Raw genomic sequence first — 22,953 nt, 5'->3', positions numbered from 1 at the left:
TTAATAAAAATGGTAATCAGTGAAACTGGTCTTCTTCTTCAATTTGGTGTGCCGTTGCCATGTAGACGATGGTTAACACCATGAAGACGAATGCTTGTAGGGTGATTACAAGGATGTGGAATACTGCCCACGCCCACTGCAAAACACCAGCAAATATACCTAGTACTAAACCCGCACCAAACATAGTTGCAATAAGAATAAAGATCATTTCACCTGCGTACATGTTGCCGAACAGTCGCAGACCTAAAGAAATAGGCTTTGAGATCCACGAGATCGCTTCAAGTGCGAAATTAATCGGGATCAAAATAATATTCACATACCACTTGGGGCTGTGGAAAGGGTGCAGGGTAAGCTCCTTCACAAAACCCATAAAGCCTTTTTTGGCGATAGTGAAATATACCATCAAACCAAATACCGTAAAGCCCATACCCAAGGTCACATTCGGGTCTGTGGTCGGCACGACTTTAAAGAAGAAATGCGGATTGCCTGTTACCCAAGCCATAAACGCGGGAATCCAGTCGACAGGCACCAAATCCATGGTATTCATCAGAAGAATCCACATGAAGATGGTCAATGCCATTGGCGCGATCATGGCGTTTTTGTGATGAAAGCCGTCTTTTACTGTGCTATCGATAAAGCCGATGATCATTTCAATCGCATTCTGTGCACCGCGCGGTACGCCGCTGTGCGCACGTTTAGCAATCCGAGCAAAAAACATTAAGAACAGAAAGCCTAGACCGATAGACCACAGCATTGAGTCTACATGGATTGCCATGAAGCCCATATCTGACGCTTCAGCGCCACTGTGAGCGAGGGTCCAAGTATCTGTCGTCAATACTTCGTGAACATGTCCTGATTCATCTAAACGCTCGTAGCCAGCCGGAAGCTTGCCGTACGTTAAATTCGTAAGATGGTGCTGGATATAACCAACGGTAGACTGTGATTCAGCTGCCATGTGTCTCTCTCGTAAATGTTAATGCGTTGAGCTAATTTTTACGCTGTTTGTACACCGCGCCTATGCGTAGCGAGCAATACCGCGTTCAGCAGCATAACGATCAGATATGCTAAAAATAAGACAATCACCTGCAAAGGTCTTACAAAAGCGAATGTTGCCGCAAATAAACCCAGTGTCGTTATAAATTTCCCCGACTCACCCCGGTAAAAAGCCTGGGTGACTTCGCGTGCGTAAGCCGCGCCTGTGTATCGAAATACTTGGCGCGCAAAATACGCATTGGGTATAACGGAAATCATTCCCCCAATCACAATAGAATAGGCCGCAACCTTATCTAGGGGGAGTGCTGTGACACTGGCCAAAAGCACAACTGCAATTTGTAATCCGTATATTTTCAGCAGTGGCGGTCTGGCTATTTGATGAGCAGTGCGCGGGATTTTCCGCTGTCGATCTGCTGTCATATTGCCACCATCACTGCCTTAAATAGGCTGATTTTAAGCCTGCACTGCTTGTCCAAAAAGCGGGGCGAATTATAGGTGCAATATGGTTAATGTTCAACCAATTTCAGTGCGTATGGTACTAAAGTCATATATTCACGAAATCTATTTTAATCATAGAAATCAAGAATTTATCCTCTTTCACACCCTCTAATCCGCATTATTAACACCATATAATGTGTAGCTCTATTATGGTGCACACTAAATACGCTATTTAATGTGATTTAAAATACCGTCTAATTCATCAAGACTGCTGTACTTAATACTGACCGTACCGCGGCCTTTTGCGCTGTGTTGAATCGCCACAGGGGAGCCTAATCGTTCGGACAGGCTCTCTTGCAATTGTTTTATATCTGGATCCAATGCTTTGGTCGGTTTGCTACTGGTTTTTTCATCAACTAAGCGACGCACTAGCGCTTCGGTCTGCCGTACTGATAATCCGCGGCTGACAACCGTGGATGCCGCCGCGGACTGCTCATCTTGCGGCAACCCCAATAAAGCGCGGCCATGGCCCATTTCAATATCGCCATTCTCAAGTAGGGTCTGAACTTCTTCCCGCAGGCCGGTTAGGCGCAGTAAATTTGTAATCGTCGTCCGCGATTTCCCAACCAACTGCGCTATTTCAGCGTGGGTTAATTCAAATTCCTTCTGCAAACGCACCATGGCTAAAGCTTCTTCCATGGGATTTAGGTCTTCACGCTGCAGGTTTTCGATTAACGCCATCGCGGCAGCGGATTCATCCGGGACTTCGCGGATTAATGCCGGAACCGTGTCTAATCCTGCTAATTGACAAGCACGCCAGCGACGCTCACCCGCAATAATCTCATAGCGACCGCCATCGATTGGGCGAACTACAATTGGTTGCATTATTCCCTGAGAGCGGATCGAGTTGGCGAGTTCCTCTAGTGCTTCAGGCTGCATATCGCGACGCGGCTGATAGCGGCCCCGCTGCATGAATTCAATCGGGACATTTCGCAAACTGCCGTCGAGCGGTATTTTTTTATCATCGGCGGCTGACGCAGCTGACGGCGCCTCATTAACTTTTTCCGGCTGTATGCTTACCGGTGTCGAGGCTTCACCCAATAAGGCGTCTAAGCCGCGACCCAAACCTCTTTTTTTAACCATGACTATGTCCAAGCTGTTCGTTTGCACTCACATCGCTGGCGGTTTCGGTTTTGCCAGCGCGCCGCAATATTTCACCCGCTAAAGCCAAATAGGCCAACGACCCCTTCGACTGCTTATCGTAAAAGAGAATTGGCAAGCCATGACTTGGCGCTTCGGCCAAACGGACATTGCGCGGGATAACCGTGCTGTATAATTTTTCGCCAAAATGACGCCGTAACTCGTCGGTAACTTGATTAGTAAGGCTGTTGCGACCGTCGAACATGGTACGCAATATACCTTCAATTTCCAGTTTTGGATTAATCAGCTGCTTTACGCGATTAATCGTTGTCATCAGCGCACTTAAGCCCTCTAGTGCGTAGTATTCACACTGCATGGGGATAATAACCCCAAGGGATCCTGCTAAGGCATTGATTGTTAACATATTAAGAGATGGTGGGCAGTCGATTAGAATGTAATCGTAATCATCCAGGATTGGCACTAGGGCTTCACGTAGCCGAAATTCGCGTCCAATTTCGTTTAAAAGCTCAACCTCAGCAGCGGTTAGATCTTGGTTTGCGGGCAAAACCATGAAACCACAGTCCGGCGCGGCAACAGCGGTATCGGCAATACTGCGGCCTGCGACCAAAACATCGTATACCGAATGGCTTAGTTGCGCTTTATTAACACCACAGCCCATGGTGGCATTACCCTGGGGATCGAGATCAATTAAAAGAACTTTGCGTTTGGTTGCAGCCAGAGACGCGGCCAGATTAACGGTGGTCGTGGTTTTGCCCACGCCACCTTTCTGGTTGGTAATTGCATATACCTTGGCCACGGAATATCCCTGTTGTTTGTGTGATAGGCAGATTAATCAGTGCCGGCCAATGAGCAATAAGTGCCGCGCTTCTTCTACGCCAGGCACCGACAGCGCGTGTGAATGCTCGACGATAAAGTGTTTTGGCAATTGACTCAACTCCCCTTCCGGGAAAATGCCTTTCATTGCATAAAGCTTTCCGTCTGGGCTGAGCAGGGCTTCACAGCCATTCACCATGTCTTTCAGTGAAGCGAAGGCCCGCGACACGATACCGTCGAATAACGCTTCACTATGAAACCCTTCAACCCGGTCGGTATGAACACTGATATTTGTTAATTTGAGCTGTAATTTTGCTTCAATCAAAAATCGCGTTTTCTTGCCGTTGCTGTCGAGCAGTGAAAACTGCTTTTCTGGGAAAAGAATCGCAAGCGGTATGCCTGGTAAACCCGCGCCAGTACCCACATCTAAACAATGTTTCGCTGCCATAAACGGCGCAATACTCAGGCTATCAAGTATATGGCGAGTAACCATTTGTTCGGGATCGCGGATTGCCGTTAGGTTATACGCTTTATTCCACTTGTGGAGCAAGGCAACATAGCTTAGCAGAAGCGATCTTTGGGTAGCAGAGACATTTAAACCAAGTGTCTCAATTCCTGCTATTAGGGTCTTTTCTAAAACATCCACTCAGGCTGATTTCCTGTCCAACAAACCGCGTTTCTTTAAATAAATAAGCAGTAAGGACACCGCTGCAGGGGTAACGCCCGGTATGCGGGAAGCCTGCGCTAAGGTTTGCGGCCGGGTATTGCCGAGCTTTTGCTTAACTTCGTTAGATAGGCCTTCGATTATGCTGTAATCAAAATCCACAGGTAGACATGTGTCTTCATAACGCCGTAAACGGTCGATTTCGAGTTGCTGACGGTCGATGTAACCCGCGTATTTCACACCAATTTCAATCTGTTCCGCTATTTGCTCGTCAACCGTGCCTATTTCGCCATGGGCAAACGGCGCCAGATCGACGTATTTCAATTCTGGTCGCTTCAGTAGGTCGAGCAAATTGTATTCATGACTTAATGGCTTATCGATTTTTTCAGCCAAAATAGCTGCTTCACTGCTACCAGGCTGGACCCAGCACTCAGCCAATCGCTGCCGTTCAATTTCAATATTTTCGCGTTTTGCTGAAAAAGCGGCCCAGCGTTGATCGTCCACTAAGCCGAGTTCACGGCCTTTTTCAGTTAAGCGTAGATCTGCATTATCTTCACGCAAGAGCAAGCGATACTCGGCGCGGGATGTGAACATTCGATAAGGTTCTTTGGTACCCATCGTAATTAAATCGTCGACCAAGACACCGATATAGGCCTCATCCCGACGGGGACACCAAGCTTCTTTGCCTTGCGCTAACAGGGCAGCATTAGCACCCGCTAATAAGCCTTGTGCCGCGGCCTCTTCATAGCCAGTAGTACCGTTTATTTGCCCAGCAAAAAATAAGCCTTTCACAAATTTTGTTTCTAGGGAGTATTTTAAATCCCTTGGCTCAAAAAAGTCGTATTCAATGGCGTAACCCGGGCGGGTCATATGGGCATTTTCAAAACCTTTGATGGAGCGTACTAAATTTAATTGCACGTCAAAGGGCAGACTCGTGGAGATGCCGTTAGGGTAAAGCTCGTGGGTATTTAAGCCTTCTGGCTCGATAAAAACTTGATGACCGGTTTTATCGGCAAAGCGATGTACTTTGTCTTCAATCGAAGGGCAATAGCGAGGGCCAATACCTTCGATAACCCCAGTGTACATGGGAGATCGGTCAAGGCCGCCACGAATAATCTCGTGTGTCCGCTCATTTGTGTGGGTTATCCAGCAACATACTTGCTCGGGATGTTGATTACGGTTGCCTAAATACGACATTACTGGCCGTGGAGTGTCGCCCCACTGCGCTTCGAGGCCGTCAAAATTAACGGTTTTTGCATCAATTCGTGGTGGTGTACCCGTTTTTAGCCGATCTACCCGAAAAGGTAATTCTCTTAATCGCGATGCTAGGGCTAAGGATGGTGGATCACCCGCTCGACCGCCACTGTGATTATCCAAGCCAATGTGTATTTTGCCACCAAGAAAGGTACCTGCTGTAAGCACGACACTTTTAGCAAAAAATCGAAGGCCAATATTGGTTACCACACCCCGTATTTCATCATTTTCTACTATCAGATCATCGACCGCTTGCTGGAAAATAGCGAGATTAGCCTGATTTTCTAAGATGGTACGTATTGCCGCTTTATACAAAACGCGGTCAGCCTGGGCGCGTGTGGCGCGAACCGCTGGCCCTTTTCGGGCATTTAATACTCTGAATTGAATACCGCCAAGATCGGTCGCTTTCGCCATTGCGCCGCCCAGCGCATCGATTTCTTTAACGAGATGGCTTTTACCAATTCCACCAATCGCTGGGTTACAGGACATTTGACCGAGGGTTTCGATGTTGTGGGTCAATAACAGGGTTGCACACCCCATACGTGCGGCTGCGAGTGCGGCCTCAGTACCGGCATGACCACCACCAATGACAATAACATCGAAATGCTGCGGATAATCCACGAAACACCTTATTTTTGAGGAAACGAGAAGAGGCGAAATTATACGGGTATCCCTGAGACCTGCAATGAATTGGTGAAAATTTAATCAATGTATTGGTTTATAAATATATATGTATATATATGTAATATATCTTAGGTTCTTTATTATTAATGTAGTTATTAAGAAGCGCTATTTTGTTGATAAGTATACTAAACTGTTGAAATTTAATGGTTTTTTGAAATGATAAGTCGGTGTTTTATCCACAAGGAGCTTGTCAGGATCATGGGGAGGGTCTGTGGACGAAATGTGGACAACTTTCTCTTTTGAAATCACCTGTGAATAATGACGGTTATTCAGCTCTTTTATCCACATCTTCATTAGTGCTTGTCCCAAGCCTTTGGCTTAACCAAAACTGCATTTTCTTCTTAAAATTGCTTAGTGATACCGGTTTGCTAAGGAAATCGTCCATACCGACTCGGAAACAATGGTCACTATCGTCCTTAAAGTTATTCGCAGTTAGGGCAATAATCGGTGTTCTTTGCTGCTGTTCCTGGCTCCGAATGGCGATTGTTGCTTCAAAGCCATCCATTATTGGCATTTGTAGATCCATTAAAATAACGTCGAAGTGTTGATTATTTGCTGCAATCACTGCTTCTGCGCCATTACTGCTAGTGACGGTTGTCATACCCCAGCGCTGTAAAATATTGTCGACTAGGAGCTGATTTATAGGGTTATCTTCGACAATAAGTGCTTTTTTGCCAGTAAAAAGCGCTTCTTCGTCGATTTTCTGGAGATTACGATCGCCAACCTCTTTGTAAAGGCAGGACCATCGAAGTGTAAAGACTGACCCCTTGCCTTCACTACTCGATAGAGAGATCTCTGCGTTCATTAATTCACAAAGGCGGCGAACGATAGCCAGGCCAAGGCCAGAACCGCCGTATTGCCGTCGATGACTGCCATCTGCTTGCCTGAAGCTTTCAAAGATAATTTTTTGGTCGGCCTCATTAATACCGATACCGGTGTCGCTCACAATTAGCTCCAGGGATATCCGCTTTTGGCCAATGTCGACTGCTTTCAAGCTTATGTTGATATGGCCTTGGTGAGTAAATTTAACGGCATTCGCGACCAAGTTGAGTAGTATTTGCCGAAGACGAATATCGTCACCTAATACACAGGTGTTTTTTAGTTGAGGGTCGCTATGTATTGTAAAAGTGAGCCCTTTTCTCTCTGCCTCATAGCGTAGTGGCGTGAGGATGTTGTCAAAGATCTCGATAATATTAAAGTAGACCTCTTGCAGCTGTAGCTCACCTTTTTCTATCTTTGAATAATCGAGAATATTATTGACGATATTTAAAAGCAGCTCACTTGATTCTTTTGCTATTGATAAATAATGATTTTGATCGGCATTTAGCTCGGTCGTTGATAATAGCTGCATCATCCCTAGAGCACCGTTCAGTGGCGTTCTTAATTCATGCGTCATGGTAGCGAGAAACTGGCTTTTAGCTAAATTTGCTTTATCTGCTTCTTCTTTGGCTGTTTTAAGGTTTTCTAAATTTCTTTGTAATTCCTGTTGTTGTTGTTCGATGCTAATTGCCATGTTGTTTATATGACTTTGTAATTCGCCGAGTTCGCCGGAACTGATATTTTCAATCTTCTTATAAAAATTTCCTGCTGTAATTTTTTTTGTAAAGTTATTTATTTCTGCAAGAGGTCTAGAAAATCGTCGACTAATAAACCAAGCAAAACTGATGCACACTAATATAGATACTAATGCGATTAAGCTAGATACCTTGATGATTTGTTGTTGCAATAGAATTAATTTGTTACGAGATTGCTTTAGGCTAACGGTACCTATTAACCTTTCTTCTAAGGCTCCTGTTTTTTCTCCTGTTATTGAATCTTCTAAAGGAATGCTGTGTTGAATTATTGGAACGGTTAACTCATTTTCTTTAGTATTTTTGTTCTGGTCGTTATTAAGAATAAGGTGTTTTTTAGTTTCCGCATTGTAGATAGTAATTGACGTTATATCGTTATCCAGTGCTGATTGCATAATATCCAAAAGTTGAGCGTCGTCGCCGCTAATAATTGCGAGCTCGCTAACAGCAGCGATATTCTCAGCAATACGATTCGCGATTTCATTCTGGCTTTGGGTAGCATCATGTAATCTGGCAAATAGTGAATAAGCAAACAAGGCCAAAAAGATAATTAAAGCTGGACTTAATGTCGCGACTAAAATTTGTTTGAATATTGTGTTTTTACCGAAGTAATGACTGAGCCTCATTTATCAGTCATCCTTTTATTGTCGGTTGTTTGTATCTTTTTCGGAATATTTATTCCGAGTGATTCAGCAACATTTAAATTAAATTTCATACTAAAACTATTTGGATGCCTAGATTCAGGTATTAAACCGCTCTCTGAATAATTTTTAATCATGCTAATTATTTCAGTAATATACTGATCCGAATCTGTTGCCGCTGATGCTAGTGAGCCAGCCTTAACAAATCCTTCAGTTGGGCCGATGATCGGTTTTTGGTGGCGATAGCTGCTTAGTAATATCGATCTAATATTTTGTGAATTGTAGATACTGCTTTCTGAGGTGGCGAGAATAACATCGCTTTTTTGAATTATTTTGTTTATTGATCTAAGTTTATTAGTTTCTGTTTTTACAATAAGGAAATCAATTTCCTTGAAATTATTTATTTCTAACTCAATTTGTTTTTTATAATCATCGCTTTCATAAGGGATGCCAACTGTAATTTTATGACTTATTATTTTAGTTAGTAAAGATAGCTGGCGATGCAATGGTTGATCTGAGTAGATAGCAGCACTTTTATTGTAATTATATTTTTGGTAGTTTATTGAATTTACGTAAAGTGCGAATTTTGCCGAGTAAGTTTCATTTTCTAATAGAGGAAGTAGTTTATCAGAGATGATTAAAAGTATTTCCCCTCGATGATCGGTGTCGGGAATAGAGTTTATATAACTATTAACAATGAAATATGGGCTTTCAGATAGTTTCGTTGATATGTATTCTAATTCTGAGTTTTCGGCAGGCAAAATAAGGTCTACCACTGGCTTTTGATTTTGTGTATAAGCCTGTGGTATCAAAATTAGGTATAGCGCTATTCCATAGAATAAATTTTTCAAGAGGCGTATCCCTGACCCTTGCAATACTTAGTAGCTAAATTCTATCGATACTAGTTGTCGTAGTTTTGATGTGTAAATATTGTCTCTTAGTAATTCACTGTCGTCGTCGTTGCGATATTGACCACTGTAGCTTAACTCTAGTTCACTGCCTGCTAAATTGAATGTTTTACTCGCTTTAAAGTCAGTTCGCGAGAATTTATTACCTGATGTGCCAATTTCTTTTGCGTAGTATTTTGATAATGAAAATTGGATACTTGGTGTGTATTTATAACTTAATAAGGCGCTAGCGGAATTTCGTGGTGTGAAAGAGGTTTCTGTTGCTGTGTTTGATTCATCTTTTATGTACGCGTAACTGGCGTGGAAAAGCCATTTATTACTTGGGCGGTAGTCAATCTCAGTTTCTATTCCACGCTGTTTTAGGTAGCTATCATTAATAGGGTCAAATCTTTCAAGGGATATGGAATTCGACATTAGTTGTTTTAAATGATCACTGAACAGCTTGATATCCCATTGTAGATTGTGATTTTTAAAAATTCCGTAATACCCTATTTCTCGCGATTGTATTAACTCAGGTTCTAAATTTGGGTTACCTTCTGCTGATTGGAGTAGCACCGCGGTAGTTGGCCCACCATTGGCTGGCCTTACATTGCGGCCGGTATACGTCCAGTCCGCCGATGTTTCTAATAAATCGGGAGTTCTTATTGCCTCAGAATAAATAAAGCGGAAACTACTGTTTTGATTTAGATGATAATGAAGTGATAATCGCGGTGAGAAGTTTTTTCCAATATTTTCTTCATATTCATAAGATCCGCCGCTGTTCACTGTAAATTTTTCTGATAATTTTTTTTCTATATTGTAAAAAAATTGGTAATTGTTATTTTTTAGTGTGCCACCATAGTAAGTCTCTGAGCTTACTCTGGATTGCTTTAGGTGGACGCCGGCGACACTTGTTAAACTTTTGTTCCAGACGTAGGTGTCTTGAATATCGATGTCGTGACGATTAACGCGAATATCTTCGTTGGCGTCGACGAGTATAAATGGCGCAGGATTGTCCTGTAAATTAGTATAGTAAGGTGGAATCATTGCTGTCCAGCGGTGAATTGCTTGCTGGCCGGAATAGTCGTATTGAATTTTCAGATGGTGAAAAACGGATAGTTCGGTTTCAATCCTTGACGAAAAATAATAATCATCGACGTAGGTGTCTGGGGGGGTGACATCCAAATCTGAAAAGTCATCTGTTACTCGCCCTTCTTTGTAGCCTAAATTTAGACTAAGACTCGTACTGTTTATTTGACGCTCGTAGCGAGTATTAATGAGTTGAAGAGTCTTGCTGTCGAGTCGCTGTTCGCCGTTTTCCTTTTTATCGAAGCCGTCATCATGGCGACTGGCGATCGTTACTCGATAGTGTCCTCCAAGGTATTCGTCGGCGTGACTTATCCTGTAGTTTTCGGTATTTTCTGTGCCCCGCTGGATACTGGTTTGTAAATAGGCGATGTCTGCTGGGTGTCGTGTAATGATATTAATTACCCCGAGAAAGGCGTTTGCGCCGTAACTGGCGGTAGATGGCCCACGTACTACTTCAATTCGTTCGATGTCTTCTATTGTGATTGGGATGTCGTTCCAGTCGACAGTGGCAAGACCGGCTTGGTAAACGGAGCGACCGTCGATTAATACTTGCATACGCCGCGAGTCGCGGTAATTGCTGCCGTGGTAGCTCACTACGTAATTCCAGCCGTCTCGTGCCCCGACTGAGGTGCCTGGAATAAGCCTGAAGAGTTCTGGAATTTCGCGTAGGCCGGATGCGTTTATCATTTCCCGGTCAATAACACTGACACTTGCAGGAACGTCACTGCGATTTTGCTTCAGCCTAGCGGGTGTTAATACAATGGGGAGATCATCACTGGAAAGAAAATCTGCCTGGAGTGGTGTTGCTACGCTTAATACGACTATAGCTAAGGGGATATAGTATTTATTATTGCCACTGAACATCTGCTGTCCTTAACGATTTCAATAGCATTAAGTGTAGCGTTAAAAGTAGGATTTTGACTATGCTTGGATGTATGCGCTTGTGCTTATTTACCGATACAGAAGCTGGAGAAAATTCGACCGAGAAGGTCGTCTGAGCTAAATTCGCCTGTGATTTCTGCTAATGCATGCTGGGCTAGTCGTAATTCTTCGGCTAATAGTTCGCCAGCGTTGTAGTGGATGAGTTGTTGTTCGCCGCTGTGAATATGTTCTCGACCTTTTGTGAGTGCTTCTATATGTCTGCGGCGAGCAATAAATGTGGTGTCGCCGTCATTGAACCCAACGCAGCTTTTGAGGTGTTCACGGAGTAGATCGATGCCATCCGCGTGCTTTGCGGAGAGATATATACGGCAAACATCGCTGTTGTCTATTGCTATTTTATGGCCAGAAAGATCGCATTTATTATAAACAATACTGAGTTTGTTTTGGCCAATGAAGGGCTGTAAGTCGGCGGGAATCTCGTGATTGTCTACTGAAGTTTGTTGGCTATCAATCACGAGTAGTATTCGGTCTGCTTTGGCAATTTCTGCCCATGCGCGCTTGATACCTTCTTGTTCGACAAGGTCATCGCTATCTCTTAGCCCAGCGGTATCTATAATATGTAGGGGCATGCCATCGATTAAAATATTCTCACGGAGTACATCTCGAGTGGTGCCGGCTATATTTGTAACAATGGCAGATTCTCGGCCAGCAAGCGCGTTCAGTAAACTTGATTTTCCGGCATTTGGCTTACCAGCGATTACAACGGTCATGCCTTCACGTAGGATGCTGCCTTGTTTAGCGGAGGCAAAGACGCGTTCGAGATTCTGTTTTATGAGACTTAATTCACTACTGACGCGGCCGTCGCTAATAAAATCGATTTCTTCTTCTGGGAAGTCGATTGCGGCTTCGACATAAATACGAAGCTGAGTGATGGCTTCCACCAGTAAGTTAATTTCTTTGCTGAATTCGCCTTCCAGTGAGCGTAATGCCTGCCGCGCAGCTTGTTCTGAGGCACTGTCGATAAGATCTGCTATTGCTTCAGCTTGGGCGAGATCGATTTTATTATTGAGGAACGCGCGTTCTGAGAACTCGCCAGGTCGAGCCATTCTTGCACCGGTGCTGATGACCTCGCGGAGCAGGCAATCAAGTATCACTGGCCCGCCGTGACCTTGTAGTTCGAGTACATCTTCGCCAGTAAAGGAATTAGGACCGGGGAAGTAGAGTGCGATGCCTTGATCTAGAGCCTTTGGGCCCTCGGTACTGGCTTCGAGAAAACTGCCGTAGTGAGCATAGCGAGGTTTTAAGTCTTTTTTGCCCAATATGCGTTGGCCAATTTCTTTGGCTTTGGGACCAGACACCCGAATGATGCCGACACCACCCTTACCGGGCGGTGTCGCGATTGCTGCAATAGTATCCTGGTAGCTGTTTTGCATAATGTGCAATCAGCGGGTGGGAAGCCCACTCTTTTCGATACGTTTAGTAATGAAGTATTGCTGGATAATAGATAAGGTATTGTTAACGACCCAGTACAATACTAAGCCTGCTGGGAAGAACAGGAAGAAGAAGGTGAAAACCACCGGCATCCACTGCATTATCTTGGCTTGCATTGGATCTGGTGGTGGTGGGTTTAGGCGCTGCTGAATAAACATCGACAAGCCCATAATCAGTGGCAGTATGAAATACGGATCCATTGCCGATAAATCTTGAATCCACAAAATAAACGGCGCATGGCGTAATTCAATACTTTCCATTAATACCCAATACAGTGCCATAAATACCGGCATTTGGACGACCATAGGTAGACAGCCGCCAAGAGGGTTAATTTTCTCGGTCTTGTAAAGTTCCATCATGGCCTGAGACTGCTTTTGACGGTCGTCGGCATAGCGCTCTTTAAGTTCAACGAGCTTTGGCTGAACTTTGCGCATATTGGCCATAGAGGTAAAGGCCTTGGCATTGAGTTGGAAAAAGGCGGCCTTTACGAGCATGGTTAAGCCGATAATGGCAAAGCCCCAGTTGCCGAGCACGCCATGAATTTTAGTGAGTAGCCAGAATAGTGGCTGGGCAATCCACCATAAAAATCCATAATCGACGGTAAGTTCCAGGCCAGGTGAGATTTCTTGTAGTCGGTATTGGTCTTTCGGGCCAGTGTAAAAGGAGGATGCAACGCTACCTTGGCTGTTGGCGGGAACAGTAACGGCTGCACTAGTAACCCGGGCAATATTAATACCTTGCTTGGTTACGATGGTGCTTAGTTCGTTAACGCTATCAGGGTTTGGTATCCAAGCACTTAAGAAATAGTGTTGGATTATGCCAATCCAGCCGCCATTTACAGCTGTTTTCAAGGGCTTGTCTTTCATTTTACCGAAAGCCAATTTGCTGTATTTATCTTCGTTGTCGGCATACGCGACGCCCATAAAGGGCTTCATCGCGAACATGCCACCTTCACCGTCGACACTTGGGTCTGTGCTGTTTCCTCGTTTTAATTGACCGAAGAAGCTCGCTTGGAATACCGAATCGCTTTGATTGTCGATCAGGTATTCAATATTGATCAGATATTCGCCACGTTTGAAATGGAAGCGTTTTACGATGTTGATTTGATCACTGTACTGATAGTGAAGATCAATATTGATGCTATCGTTACTTTCGGACAGCTCGTAGCTGTCGATTTTGCTACTAAATTGCGGACGACCTTTGGCGGTATCCGTCGCATTTTGGCCGATCAAACCGCTTTGGGCTATGTAGTCTCGTGTTTCATTACTCTCGAGAATGACAAACGGTTCGTCTGACTCAAGATCTGCGGTATACGCGGGCAGTCCGGCGTAAACGATATCACCGCCATGGAGATCGATTTTTACATTTAATACATCGGTGCTGACGTTAACGAAGCCGCTGCTAGTGCCGGTCGTCTCAGGTAAGCTGGTACTTGCGGCATCTTGGCTCAATATGGGTAAGTCGCTGTCACTGCTGCTGGTAACTGGTGACACAGTTTTGTTTGCCGCTGGGGCGCTGGCAATAATGGTTTCAGGCCCCTCAAAATTCTTCCACTCGATCAATAACATAAAAGAGAGGGCAGCGATGGCGGCGATAAGGAGATAGCGCTGAATATCAATCATTGCTTGAATGCCTTGAAAGTTTGGTTTCGGTTGAATGACAGTGGCAGGATGGTACAGGATCGTAGCCGCCGCTGCTAAGGGGGTGGCAACGGAGCAGGCGTTTAATGCCTAAGTAGCCGCCACGCCTAGCGCCGTGGAGCTGAATTGCTTCTATGGCGTAGTGTGAGCAACTGGGATAAAAACGGCAATGCGGAGCCATCAGAGGACTGATAAACAGGCGGTAGAACGTAATGCAGGCGATAAGCAACCGCTGCATAGTATTTAACCCTCTCGCTGACGGAAGCGCTTCTCAGCTCGTTTTTCTAATTGATGCCAGAGCTGATTACAGATTTCTTGCATTTGTTTGTTATCAAGCTGGTCAAGGCCACGCCGAGCAAGCACGATAACATCAATACCTTGCAGTTTGTGCTGACACAGTCTGAAGGTTTCGCGAACATTGCGTTTCACTCTATTTCGCTGAACAGATAGACGCACGTTCTTTTTTGCTATGACCAAGCCGAGTCGTGGTCGATCAAGATCGTTTTTTCGAGCCAAGAATAAGATCTCAGCCGAAGAAACTTTCAGGCGTGACTCATCGAACACCGCTTGGTATTCGCTGGCATTTAACAAGCGCAGTGTTTTTTCAAATTGAAAATTCACTGCCTTGCCAGTGATATTACAAATCTAAATTAAGCTGACAGTACAACGCGGCCTTTGGCACGACGGCGGTTGATCAACTTACGACCGTTTTTAGTAGCCATGCGTGCGCGGAAACCGTGGTTGCGGGCTTTTTTCAGGTTGCTTGGTTGGAATGTTCTTTTACTCATGATCTTTAACCTTGGCTAAATTAGCCGACGCATCAGTCGGCGCTGTGTTGGATTTAAAGACCCAATACAGCGAAAAATCGGATCGCGAATTTTAGTGGACATTGCCTTTAATAGCAATGATTTGTCGCAGTTGGGTAAGTGGATTGTGTTATTTTCATGTGAATGAAGCAGTCACAGATTACTAAGAGCTTATCCACAGCCAGGAAACAACTTTATCCACAGAGAAATACTTGTGTCGTGTTTGCCTTAATTTGGGATGTTACCTTCTTTATCATGTTGAATAAGAAGGATTTTTTATTTTCCTCTTAAATAAAAAAATGGGTATTGTGTGGATAACTTTGTTATTGAACGGTAGAATGGCTCACTATAAAAATGGGTTTGTTAACAAGTGTAATACCGTTTACGGATACCCGTCGCGAGCATAAATAATTGCGTCGAAAGTAAGAAATACGCAGGTTTTAATTTTCAAAGCGAACTTGGAGAACAGTGTTGTCGGAAGCTACGTGGCAGAAATGTATTGCGCATTTGCAAGACGAATTGCCAGCTCAGCAATTTAATACTTGGATTAGACCCTTGCAGGTCGAACTTGCTGGGGATCTTATTTCGCTCTCTGCGCCGAATCGTTTTGTTAGAGATTGGGTGAGTGATCGCTTTTTTGCTCGGATATTGGAATTGGTGACTGAGCTGTCACCACCTGATCGTAAAATGGTGGTTGAATTAGGTGTTATTGATAGGCAGTTATCGTCGGGTCGCAGTGTAGCTCCGCGTAATGTGGCTATGCCGGCCTCTTCGGGTAGCGGCGCAAATAGAGAGTTATTCTCCGCTGGGGCGCCATCGAGCCAGTCGTCGGCGCCATCGCAGCCAGCTTCCAATTTGGTGAAACCAGTCTCGCCGGCAATTATTACCTCTCCACAGTCAATTGGCGGCAATCGCCAGGTTGAGGTTGAAGGCGGTATACGTCACCAAAGTTCGTTGATGGAAGGATATACCTTCGATACCTTCGTTGAGGGCAAGTCGAACCAATTAGCGAGAGCCGCTGCTAGTCAAGTAGCCAGTAATCCTGGCCGCGGTTACAACCCCTTATTTCTTTACGGTGGTGTTGGGCTGGGTAAGACCCATTTAATGCATGCGGTTGGTAACTCATTAATGCAACAGAACCCCAATGCAAAGGTGGTTTATTTGCACTCGGAGCGTTTTGTTGCGGATATGGTTAAGGCGCTGCAATTAAACGCGATAAACGAATTTAAGCGTTATTACCGTTCAGTCGATGCCTTACTGATTGATGATATTCAGTTTTTTTCTGGTAAAGATCGTTCGCAGGAAGAATTTTTCCATACATTCAACGCCCTTCTTGAGGGTGGTCAACAAATGATTTTAACCTGTGACCGCTACCCTAAAGAGATAAAGGGTTTAGAGGAGCGTTTAAAGTCTCGTTTTGGTTGGGGGTTAACAGTCGCTGTTGAGCCGCCAGAGCTTGAAACTCGCGTTGCGATACTCTTAAAAAAGGCTGAGCAAGATAAAACCGATTTACCCTCTGATGCGGCTTTTTTCATCGCTCAGCGGGTGCGCTCGAATGTACGTGAGCTAGAAGGTGTGCTCAAACGCGTAATTGCGAGTTCGCGTTTCATGGCGAAGCCAATCGATATTCCGCTTATCAAAGAGTCCTTAAAAGATTTATTGGCTCTGCAAGACAAGCAAGTTAGCTTGGATAATATTCAGCGAACTGTTGCGGAGTATTACAAAATTAAAATGGCAGACTTGATGTCGAAACGGCGGAGTCGGTCGGTGGCGCGCCCTAGGCAAGTTGCGATGGCGCTTTCGAAAGAGTTAACAAACCATAGCCTGCCCGAAATTGGTGAGGGGTTTGGTGGCCGAGATCACACTACTGTGCTACATGCCTGCAGGAAAATTAAAGAACTGCGGGAAACAGATGGGGATATGCGAGAAGATTATCAAAATTTGATTCGTCTACTCACAAGCTGATGTCTTAAAGTGCTTTTATATAATAAAGTAAGACTATGGTCGGGTGTTGTTGGTGGGATTAATCTTAAGGCCACTAACCTTGATATTTATGAAAAGGAACAGGAACCGAGAGCATGAAATTTTCGATTTCGCGGGAAGCGTTAATAAAGCCGTTAAATCTAGTGGCGGGTGTTGTTGAGCGCCGGCAAACCCTGCCAATCTTGGCGAATGTTCAGTTAGTTTTAACTGGCCAAGAGCTAGCCTTAACCGGTACTGATCTGGAAGTAGAGCTTATAGGTCGAGTTATTTTGGCCGAAGACGCTATTCAGAGCGTTGGTGAAATTACGATTCCGGCAAAGAAGCTGGTTGATATTTGTAAGGCCCTTCCCGATGGTTCTGATATTAGTTTTCAATTAGATGATCAGAAATTAATCCTTAAGTCGGGTCGTAGTCGTTTTCAGCTTTCTACCCTACCCGCTAACGATTTCCCAAGTGTCGAGCAAGCTAAAGGTGGGCAAGCCTTTAGGCTAAAACAGGGCGATTTAAAGCGGTTGATCGAGCGTACGAGTTTTGCGATGGCGCAGCAAGACGTGCGCTATTATCTCAATGGGATGTTGTTTGAGCTGACTAAAGATCAGTTGCGTATGGTTGCAACAGACGGGCACCGCTTAGCGATGGCAACATTCGCCGGTGATATAGATGTAGACCAAACGACCCAAGTGATCGTGCCACGCAAAGGCGTCGTCGAGCTTGCGCGCTTACTCATAAATGAAAACGAAGAAGCGGAAGTCATTGTAGGCAGTAACCACATTAGGGTTATCACCACGGAGTTTACATTCACCTCAAAGTTAATAGACGGCAAGTTCCCTGACTATGAGCGTGTCTTGCCACGCGGCAGTACTAAGGTGGTTTTAGGTTCGCGGGCAGATTTGAGGCAGGCGTTTGCGCGTACAGCCATTCTGTCGAATGAAAAATACAGGGGCATTCGAATGCTGCTTAGCAGCGGCGAGCTGCGTATTGTTGCGAATAACCCTGAGCAGGAAGAGGCGGAGGAAACGCTAGCGGTCGATTATCAGGGCGAAACACTAGAGATAGGCTTTAATGTTAGTTATTTGCTCGATGTTCTATCGGCCATACACGGTGAGACCGCGAAATTTTCTCTGTCTGACGCGAATAGTTCGGCATTAGTTGAAGAAGCGGAAGCAGATGGTAGTAATTGTCAGTATGTTGTTATGCCGATGCGGCTTTAAGGTTGTTATCGAGTCTGCCTTGATCTTAGCTTTTTTTTGGTTTGTTTTAGTATCACGAAAATTCGGGGTAGCTCCGCTCTACCCCGTTTTTGTTTCGGGCCCTTTTGTTTTATAGCTGGTGTTTGTTAAGTGCGCATACGTAAACTCAGCATTCATAATTTTAGAAATTTGAAAGCTACTGCAATGCAGAACCTTGATGATTTTAATTTCATTCATGGTCTCAATGGTAGTGGGAAGACCAGTATTCTTGAGTCGGTACATACTTTAGCGCTAACGCGCTCCTTTCGATCTAGAAAAATGCAAACAGTTATCTCCTTCAACGAGGATTCGTTAACAGTTCGTGGCGAGTTTGATACTCAATTTAGCCCTGCTACGGAGTCTTCGGACACATTAAGCTCGATAGGTGTTCGTCGTTCGCGCCAAGATTTGGTTCTTGTTAAAGTTAATGGTGAAAAACTGGCTTCAGTGGGTGAGCTAGCTGGAGTGCTTCCCGTCCAAGTTATTAACCCTGCTAGTTTTGAGTTGTTAGAAGGTAGCCCAGGCGTACGTCGGCAGTTTCTAGACTGGGGAGTGTTCCACGTGAAACATTCAGGGTTTTATGAGTTGTGGCCACGTTATAGGAAGGCGTTACAACAGCGTAATTCTCTGCTCAGACGTGGTAATATAGAGGCCTCGGTCTTAGCGCCGTGGGACGCTGAATTAGCTGCGACAGCGACGTTAATTACAGCTGCTCGGCTGCGCCATTTTAAAGAATTGGCGGCCGTATTTGACGGGGTTTATCGCCAGCTTTTGGCGAATTGTGTGCTCCCCTCTGCTGATGATAAACCGTCGGCTGTCGCGCAGAGTGTTCCAGCACTTAGCTTGGAGTTTAGCGGCGGCTGGAAAGACTTTGACTCAGTAAGTTTTGCTGAGGCATTGCGATTAGATTTGGCGCAAGACTTAAAATCTGGGTTCACGAGAAATGGGCCCCATCGTGCGGATATTGATTTGCGGTGTGGAAGATTGCGAGCGGGCGAGGTTTTATCGCGCGGCCAAATAAAAACAATAGTATGTGCCTTGAAGTTGGCGCAATCAAAAGTACTGTTAAGCCAAGGCATACCGACAGTGTTTTTGATTGACGATTTAGCGGCAGAATTGGATGAGGGGCGCTGCAGTGCCGTGTTTTCAGCGTTAGTTGAGTTAGATGTTCAGGTGTTTGCGACGGCAGTCAAAGCAAGTGATTTGCGCGATGATTGGTGTGGTGGACGCTCACTAAAAAGGTTTCACGTGGAACACGGTAACGTTGAAGCTTTGGTTTGAGCGGTAACTGATATTAGCAAGTAAGCTCCTAGATTGGGTTTACAAGCGATAAATGTTCTCCAGATAAATGAATTGGCAGCTTGTGCTGCAGAACAACAATAAGTTCTTGCCTGATTTTACAGGCGTACGAGGTTTTATAAATGACAGAGAATAGAGCTTACGATTCTTCAAGCATCAAAGTACTTAAGGGCTTGGATGCGGTAAGGAAACGCCCCGGAATGTATATTGGGGACACCGATGACGGATCAGGCTTGCACCATATGGTGTTTGAAGTCGTTGATAACTCTATCGACGAAGCGCTTGCGGGGCATTGCAGTAAGATACAGGTCATTATTCACGCTGATGAGTCCGTTTCGGTTACGGATGACGGTCGCGGAATACCCACAGAAATGCACGACGAGGGTGTAACGGCTGCCGAAGTAATCATGACCGTTCTTCATGCTGGCGGTAAGTTTGATGACAACACTTATAAAGTTTCTGGTGGCTTACACGGTGTAGGGGTTTCAGTTGTTAATGCACTCTCTGAGGAACTGATGCTGACGATTCGTCGTGGCGGTAAAGTGCACGAACAGCTATATAAGCACGGTGTTCCTCAAGAGCCCTTGAAGATCATTGGTGATACAGAGCGATCAGGTACTGAAATTCGCTTTAAGCCGTCAGCCGCGACGTTTACCAATATTGAATTTCATTTTGATATTTTAGCCAAGCGTATTAGGGAATTAGCCTTCCTTAATTCCGGGATCAAAATTGAATTACTTGATGAGCGTGATGGTAAGAATGAAAATTTTTGCTATGAAGGTGGTTTAAGCGCATTTGTTGAGTATTTAAACACTAATAAAACACCGGTTAATAAGGTGTTTCATTTCACCACCGAGCAGGACGGTGTTGTGGTTGAAGTTGCGCTACAGTGGAATGATGGCTTCCAAGAAAATCTGTATTGCTTTACAAACAATATCCCTCAGCGCGACGGCGGTACACATTTAGCCGGTTTCCGCGCTGGTTTAACACGGAATCTGAATACTTATATCGAGCGCGAGGGCCTTGCGAAAAAGGCAAAAATTGCTACGACTGGCGACGATGCCCGTGAAGGCCTGACAGCGGTAGTTTCTGTGAAAGTACCGGATCCTAAGTTTTCATCTCAAACTAAAGATAAATTGGTATCTAGTGAGGTAAAAACGATTGTTGAACAGGCGATGACGGCTAAGTTTGGCGACTTCCTTATGGAAAGCCCAAATGAAGCAAAGCTAATAGTCCAAAAAATGTTGGATGCCGCGCGCGCGCGCGAAGCTGCTCGTAAAGCACGCGAAATGACACGCCGTAAAGGTGCTTTGGATATTGCCGGCCTACCCGGCAAACTTGCCGACTGCCAAGAGAAAGACCCCGCTCTTTCTGAACTGTATCTGGTCGAGGGTGATTCTGCTGGTGGCTCAGCGAAACAGGGTCGCGACCGCCGTACCCAGGCGATACTGCCACTAAAAGGTAAGATCTTAAACGTTGAGAAAGCGCGCTTTGATAAGATGATTTCTTCTGTAGAAGTCGGCACTATCGTAACGGCACTAGGCTGTGGAATAGGCAAAGACGAATTCAATCTCGAGAAATTGCGTTACCACAGCATTATTATTATGACGGATGCTGATGTTGATGGATCGCATATTCGGACCCTACTTCTTACCTTTTTCTTTAGACAAATGCCGTCATTAATCGAAAATGGCCATATATTTATCGCCCAGCCGCCACTGTTTAAAATAGGTCGTGGTAAACAGCACCAGTATTTGAAAGACGAACCGGCATTTGCGAACTACCTGACGCAGAATGCCTTAGAAGGTGCTGCCTTATATGTCAACCCAGAAGCGGCGCCTATAAATGGTGCTGGTCTCGAAGAGTTGATCACCCAGTATCGTAAAATCGATGGAATAATAAGCCGACTATCCCGCCTGTACCCTGCCGGTATATTGCGTGAGCTAACTTATTTACCGCGTTTGTCATTAGAAGATTTAGCTGATCGAGCCCTGGTTGCGACGTGGTGTGAAGCTTTAGCTGAAGTAACGGTTGAGCTCGAACAAAAAGATCAACAGCACCGCTACGATGTGCGGATAATGGAAGACCCAGAGCTGCACATCTTCTTGCCTGGCGTGGATATTATTTCCCACGGAGTAAGTGATCACTACCTCTTCGGGCGTGATTTTTTCAAGTCTGCTGACTATCAAGCGATACTCAGCTTAGGTGACAGTATCAATGGCTTACTTGAAGACGGCGCTTATATCCAGCGCGGTGAAAAACGCCTTGAGGTTACCGAGTTCTCAGAGGTAATTACCTGGTTAATGGCGCAAGCAGAGCGTGGACTAAATGTTCAACGCTATAAAGGCTTGGGTGAGATGAATCCAGAGCAGTTATGGGAAACTACCATGGACCCAGATGCGCGACGTATGCTGCGGGTAACGATTGAAGATGCCGTAGCGGCAGATCAAATCTTTACCACCTTGATGGGTGATCATGTTGAGCCTCGCAGGGAGTTCATTGAGACCAATGCGTTGAAGGTTGCGAACCTCGATATTTAAGCTTTGATATAACAAAAAAAGCCCAGTCTTAGCTAAAGACTGGGCTTTTTTTGTATAGGGCTATAGCTTTGATTAACTAGATTGCCGCGATTATATTTTAGCGCATTGATCCTCTATCCAGTTTTCCACTTCTAATGTTAATTCCCGGCTTTCTCGATTATTACTGGCAATGGCCTCCCCTATTACAACGGTGACGGTGCCGGGACGGATTAACATACTTTTTGTTGGCCATACCAAACCGGCGTTGTGGGCGATTGGCACTACTGGCGCGTTCGCCGCGATGGCGATGCTCGCGCCGCTACGGGCGTATTTGCCCCGTACACCGGGTAAAGTTCGGGTACCTTCTGGAAAAATAAGCAGACTGTAATTGTTTTTTAGACGAATAAGGCCCTGCTCACTTATTTGGCGCATAGCGGCCCTAGGGTTGCTGCGATCGATGCCGATGGCATTCATAAAGCGCAGTGCCCAGCCGAAAAATGGAATGTTTAAAAGCTCGCGTTTCACTACCGTTGCTACTGGAAATAAGTGCCACTGTAAGTAAAAGGTTTCCCATTGGCTTTGGTGCTTGGCCATAGCGACAAATGGGCCTTGAGTTGGGAACTGACCGCGAATCTCGGTTTTAACGCCACAGCACACCCTAAGTAAAAATATGATGGCGGCATTCCCTAATACAAAATACCGACCGCGGATGTGAAATGGTAGAAACCAGGTGAATAGTATTCCACTAGTACTGATAAAAATGGTGACTACGGCAAAGCCGATAAAAAACAGCGCTGACCGTAGAGCATAGATTGAGTTTGCCAAAAGCGTCATTAAGAATCCTGTCCATAAACCTTAAATAAATACCCTTTTACGGCAGCTGCCCTTGTACTGACTTACGCTATACAA

General features: G+C 45.0%; 19 protein-coding genes. 4 read left to right on the top strand and 15 right to left on the bottom strand.

Annotated features, from left to right (window positions below):
- Positions 1 to 16: 16 nt before the first annotated feature.
- The 14 genes from atpB to rpmH form a co-directional block, all read right to left on the bottom strand.
- The gene (atpB, locus tag ABD836_RS07975) at positions 17 to 955 is read right to left on the bottom strand and encodes a F0F1 ATP synthase subunit A (protein ID WP_344934340.1); all 939 of its coding nucleotides are present in this window, start codon (positions 953 to 955) and stop codon (positions 17 to 19) included.
- Positions 956 to 993: 38 nt separating this feature from the next.
- Entirely contained in the window at positions 994 to 1,413 is a 420-nt protein-coding gene (locus ABD836_RS07970; protein ID WP_344934337.1) for an ATP synthase subunit I, read from the bottom strand.
- A gap of 246 nt (positions 1,414 to 1,659) precedes the next feature.
- Positions 1,660 to 2,574 carry a ParB/RepB/Spo0J family partition protein gene (locus tag ABD836_RS07965; RefSeq protein ID WP_344934334.1) on the bottom strand — a complete coding sequence of 305 codons (915 nt, stop codon included), beginning with the start codon at positions 2,572 to 2,574 and terminating at the stop codon, positions 1,660 to 1,662.
- On the bottom strand, positions 2,567 to 3,388 hold the full coding sequence (locus ABD836_RS07960) for a ParA family protein (RefSeq protein WP_344934331.1): 822 nt from the start codon (positions 3,386 to 3,388) through the stop codon (positions 2,567 to 2,569). Before ABD836_RS07960 ends, ABD836_RS07965 begins: the two co-directional genes overlap by 8 nt.
- Before the next feature lie 36 nt (positions 3,389 to 3,424).
- Positions 3,425 to 4,051 carry a 16S rRNA (guanine(527)-N(7))-methyltransferase RsmG gene (rsmG, locus tag ABD836_RS07955; protein ID WP_344934329.1) on the bottom strand — a complete coding sequence of 209 codons (627 nt, stop codon included), beginning with the start codon at positions 4,049 to 4,051 and terminating at the stop codon, positions 3,425 to 3,427.
- The gene (gene mnmG, locus ABD836_RS07950) at positions 4,052 to 5,944 is read right to left on the bottom strand and encodes a tRNA uridine-5-carboxymethylaminomethyl(34) synthesis enzyme MnmG (protein ID WP_344934326.1); all 1,893 of its coding nucleotides are present in this window, start codon (positions 5,942 to 5,944) and stop codon (positions 4,052 to 4,054) included. It lies immediately after the preceding gene.
- 328 nt (positions 5,945 to 6,272) lie between these two features.
- Positions 6,273 to 8,204: an ATP-binding protein gene (locus tag ABD836_RS07945; protein ID WP_344934324.1), complete on the bottom strand. Its 1,932-nt coding sequence runs from the start codon at positions 8,202 to 8,204 to the stop codon at positions 6,273 to 6,275.
- Positions 8,201 to 9,070: an ABC transporter substrate binding protein gene (locus tag ABD836_RS07940; protein WP_344934322.1), complete on the bottom strand. Its 870-nt coding sequence runs from the start codon at positions 9,068 to 9,070 to the stop codon at positions 8,201 to 8,203. The genes ABD836_RS07945 and ABD836_RS07940 overlap by 4 nt, the downstream gene beginning before the upstream one ends.
- A gap of 27 nt (positions 9,071 to 9,097) precedes the next feature.
- Positions 9,098 to 11,059, bottom strand: a complete 1,962-nt coding sequence (locus ABD836_RS07935) for a TonB-dependent receptor plug domain-containing protein (protein WP_344934320.1) — start codon at positions 11,057 to 11,059, stop codon at positions 9,098 to 9,100.
- 83 nt (positions 11,060 to 11,142) lie between these two features.
- Positions 11,143 to 12,510, bottom strand: a complete 1,368-nt coding sequence (mnmE, locus tag ABD836_RS07930) for a tRNA uridine-5-carboxymethylaminomethyl(34) synthesis GTPase MnmE (RefSeq protein WP_344934319.1) — start codon at positions 12,508 to 12,510, stop codon at positions 11,143 to 11,145.
- A gap of 9 nt (positions 12,511 to 12,519) precedes the next feature.
- Complete coding sequence (gene yidC, locus ABD836_RS07925; RefSeq protein WP_344934317.1) at positions 12,520 to 14,190, bottom strand: membrane protein insertase YidC; 1,671 nt, start codon at positions 14,188 to 14,190, stop codon at positions 12,520 to 12,522.
- Complete coding sequence (gene yidD / locus ABD836_RS07920) at positions 14,183 to 14,446, bottom strand: membrane protein insertion efficiency factor YidD (protein ID WP_344934315.1); 264 nt, start codon at positions 14,444 to 14,446, stop codon at positions 14,183 to 14,185. The genes yidC and yidD overlap by 8 nt, the downstream gene beginning before the upstream one ends.
- A 5-nt stretch (positions 14,447 to 14,451) precedes the next feature.
- On the bottom strand, positions 14,452 to 14,829 hold the full coding sequence (rnpA, locus tag ABD836_RS07915; RefSeq protein ID WP_344934313.1) for a ribonuclease P protein component: 378 nt from the start codon (positions 14,827 to 14,829) through the stop codon (positions 14,452 to 14,454).
- Between the two features lie 29 nt (positions 14,830 to 14,858).
- Positions 14,859 to 14,996 (bottom strand): 50S ribosomal protein L34, encoded by a 138-nt coding sequence (gene rpmH / locus ABD836_RS07910; protein WP_219043305.1) that lies wholly within the window; start codon positions 14,994 to 14,996, stop codon positions 14,859 to 14,861.
- Positions 14,997 to 15,485: 489 nt separating this feature from the next.
- Between rpmH and dnaA the strand changes: the two genes are divergently transcribed.
- The 4 genes from dnaA (at position 15,486) to gyrB (ending at position 22,065) form a co-directional block, all read left to right on the top strand.
- Positions 15,486 to 16,979: a chromosomal replication initiator protein DnaA gene (gene dnaA, locus ABD836_RS07905; RefSeq protein ID WP_344934308.1), complete on the top strand. Its 1,494-nt coding sequence runs from the start codon at positions 15,486 to 15,488 to the stop codon at positions 16,977 to 16,979.
- Positions 16,980 to 17,092: 113 nt separating this feature from the next.
- The gene (dnaN, locus tag ABD836_RS07900; RefSeq protein ID WP_344934305.1) at positions 17,093 to 18,208 is read left to right on the top strand and encodes a DNA polymerase III subunit beta; all 1,116 of its coding nucleotides are present in this window, start codon (positions 17,093 to 17,095) and stop codon (positions 18,206 to 18,208) included.
- A 129-nt stretch (positions 18,209 to 18,337) separates the two neighbouring features.
- Entirely contained in the window at positions 18,338 to 19,507 is a 1,170-nt protein-coding gene (gene recF, locus ABD836_RS07895; RefSeq protein ID WP_344934302.1) for a DNA replication/repair protein RecF, read from the top strand.
- Positions 19,508 to 19,647: 140 nt separating this feature from the next.
- Positions 19,648 to 22,065 (top strand): DNA topoisomerase (ATP-hydrolyzing) subunit B, encoded by a 2,418-nt coding sequence (gene gyrB, locus ABD836_RS07890; protein ID WP_344934299.1) that lies wholly within the window; start codon positions 19,648 to 19,650, stop codon positions 22,063 to 22,065.
- A gap of 90 nt (positions 22,066 to 22,155) precedes the next feature.
- On the opposite strand, the gene ABD836_RS07885 is transcribed toward gyrB, so the two are convergent.
- A complete protein-coding gene (locus ABD836_RS07885; protein WP_344934297.1) occupies positions 22,156 to 22,878 on the bottom strand; it encodes a lysophospholipid acyltransferase family protein in 723 nt (240 codons plus the stop codon).
- Positions 22,879 to 22,953 lie beyond the last annotated feature (75 nt).

Source organism: Zhongshania borealis (assembly GCF_039539625.1).
In the GTDB taxonomy this organism is placed as follows: domain Bacteria; phylum Pseudomonadota; class Gammaproteobacteria; order Pseudomonadales; family Spongiibacteraceae; genus Spongiibacter; species Spongiibacter borealis.
Note: the sequence above shows the minus strand (reverse complement) of the source record. Positions and strands in the feature narration are given on the sequence as shown.

Excerpts from the sequence above, each read along its gene's own strand:
- yidC (WP_344934317.1), bottom strand. The coding sequence starts at position 14,190 with ATGATTGATATTCAGCGCTATCTCCTTATCGCCGCCATCGCTGCCCTC.
- yidD (WP_344934315.1), bottom strand. The coding sequence starts at position 14,446 with ATGCAGCGGTTGCTTATCGCCTGCATTACGTTCTACCGCCTGTTTATC.
- dnaN (WP_344934305.1), top strand. The coding sequence starts at position 17,093 with ATGAAATTTTCGATTTCGCGGGAAGCGTTAATAAAGCCGTTAAATCTA.
- ABD836_RS07970 (WP_344934337.1), bottom strand. The coding sequence starts at position 1,413 with ATGACAGCAGATCGACAGCGGAAAATCCCGCGCACTGCTCATCAAATA.
- mnmE (WP_344934319.1), bottom strand. The coding sequence starts at position 12,510 with ATGCAAAACAGCTACCAGGATACTATTGCAGCAATCGCGACACCGCCC.
- gyrB (WP_344934299.1), top strand. The coding sequence starts at position 19,648 with ATGACAGAGAATAGAGCTTACGATTCTTCAAGCATCAAAGTACTTAAG.
- ABD836_RS07965 (WP_344934334.1), bottom strand. The coding sequence starts at position 2,574 with ATGGTTAAAAAAAGAGGTTTGGGTCGCGGCTTAGACGCCTTATTGGGT.
- ABD836_RS07935 (WP_344934320.1), bottom strand. The coding sequence starts at position 11,059 with ATGTTCAGTGGCAATAATAAATACTATATCCCCTTAGCTATAGTCGTA.
- ABD836_RS07945 (WP_344934324.1), bottom strand. The coding sequence starts at position 8,204 with ATGAGGCTCAGTCATTACTTCGGTAAAAACACAATATTCAAACAAATT.
- rpmH (WP_219043305.1), bottom strand. The coding sequence starts at position 14,996 with ATGAGTAAAAGAACATTCCAACCAAGCAACCTGAAAAAAGCCCGCAAC.
- ABD836_RS07885 (WP_344934297.1), bottom strand. The coding sequence starts at position 22,878 with ATGACGCTTTTGGCAAACTCAATCTATGCTCTACGGTCAGCGCTGTTT.
- atpB (WP_344934340.1), bottom strand. The coding sequence starts at position 955 with ATGGCAGCTGAATCACAGTCTACCGTTGGTTATATCCAGCACCATCTT.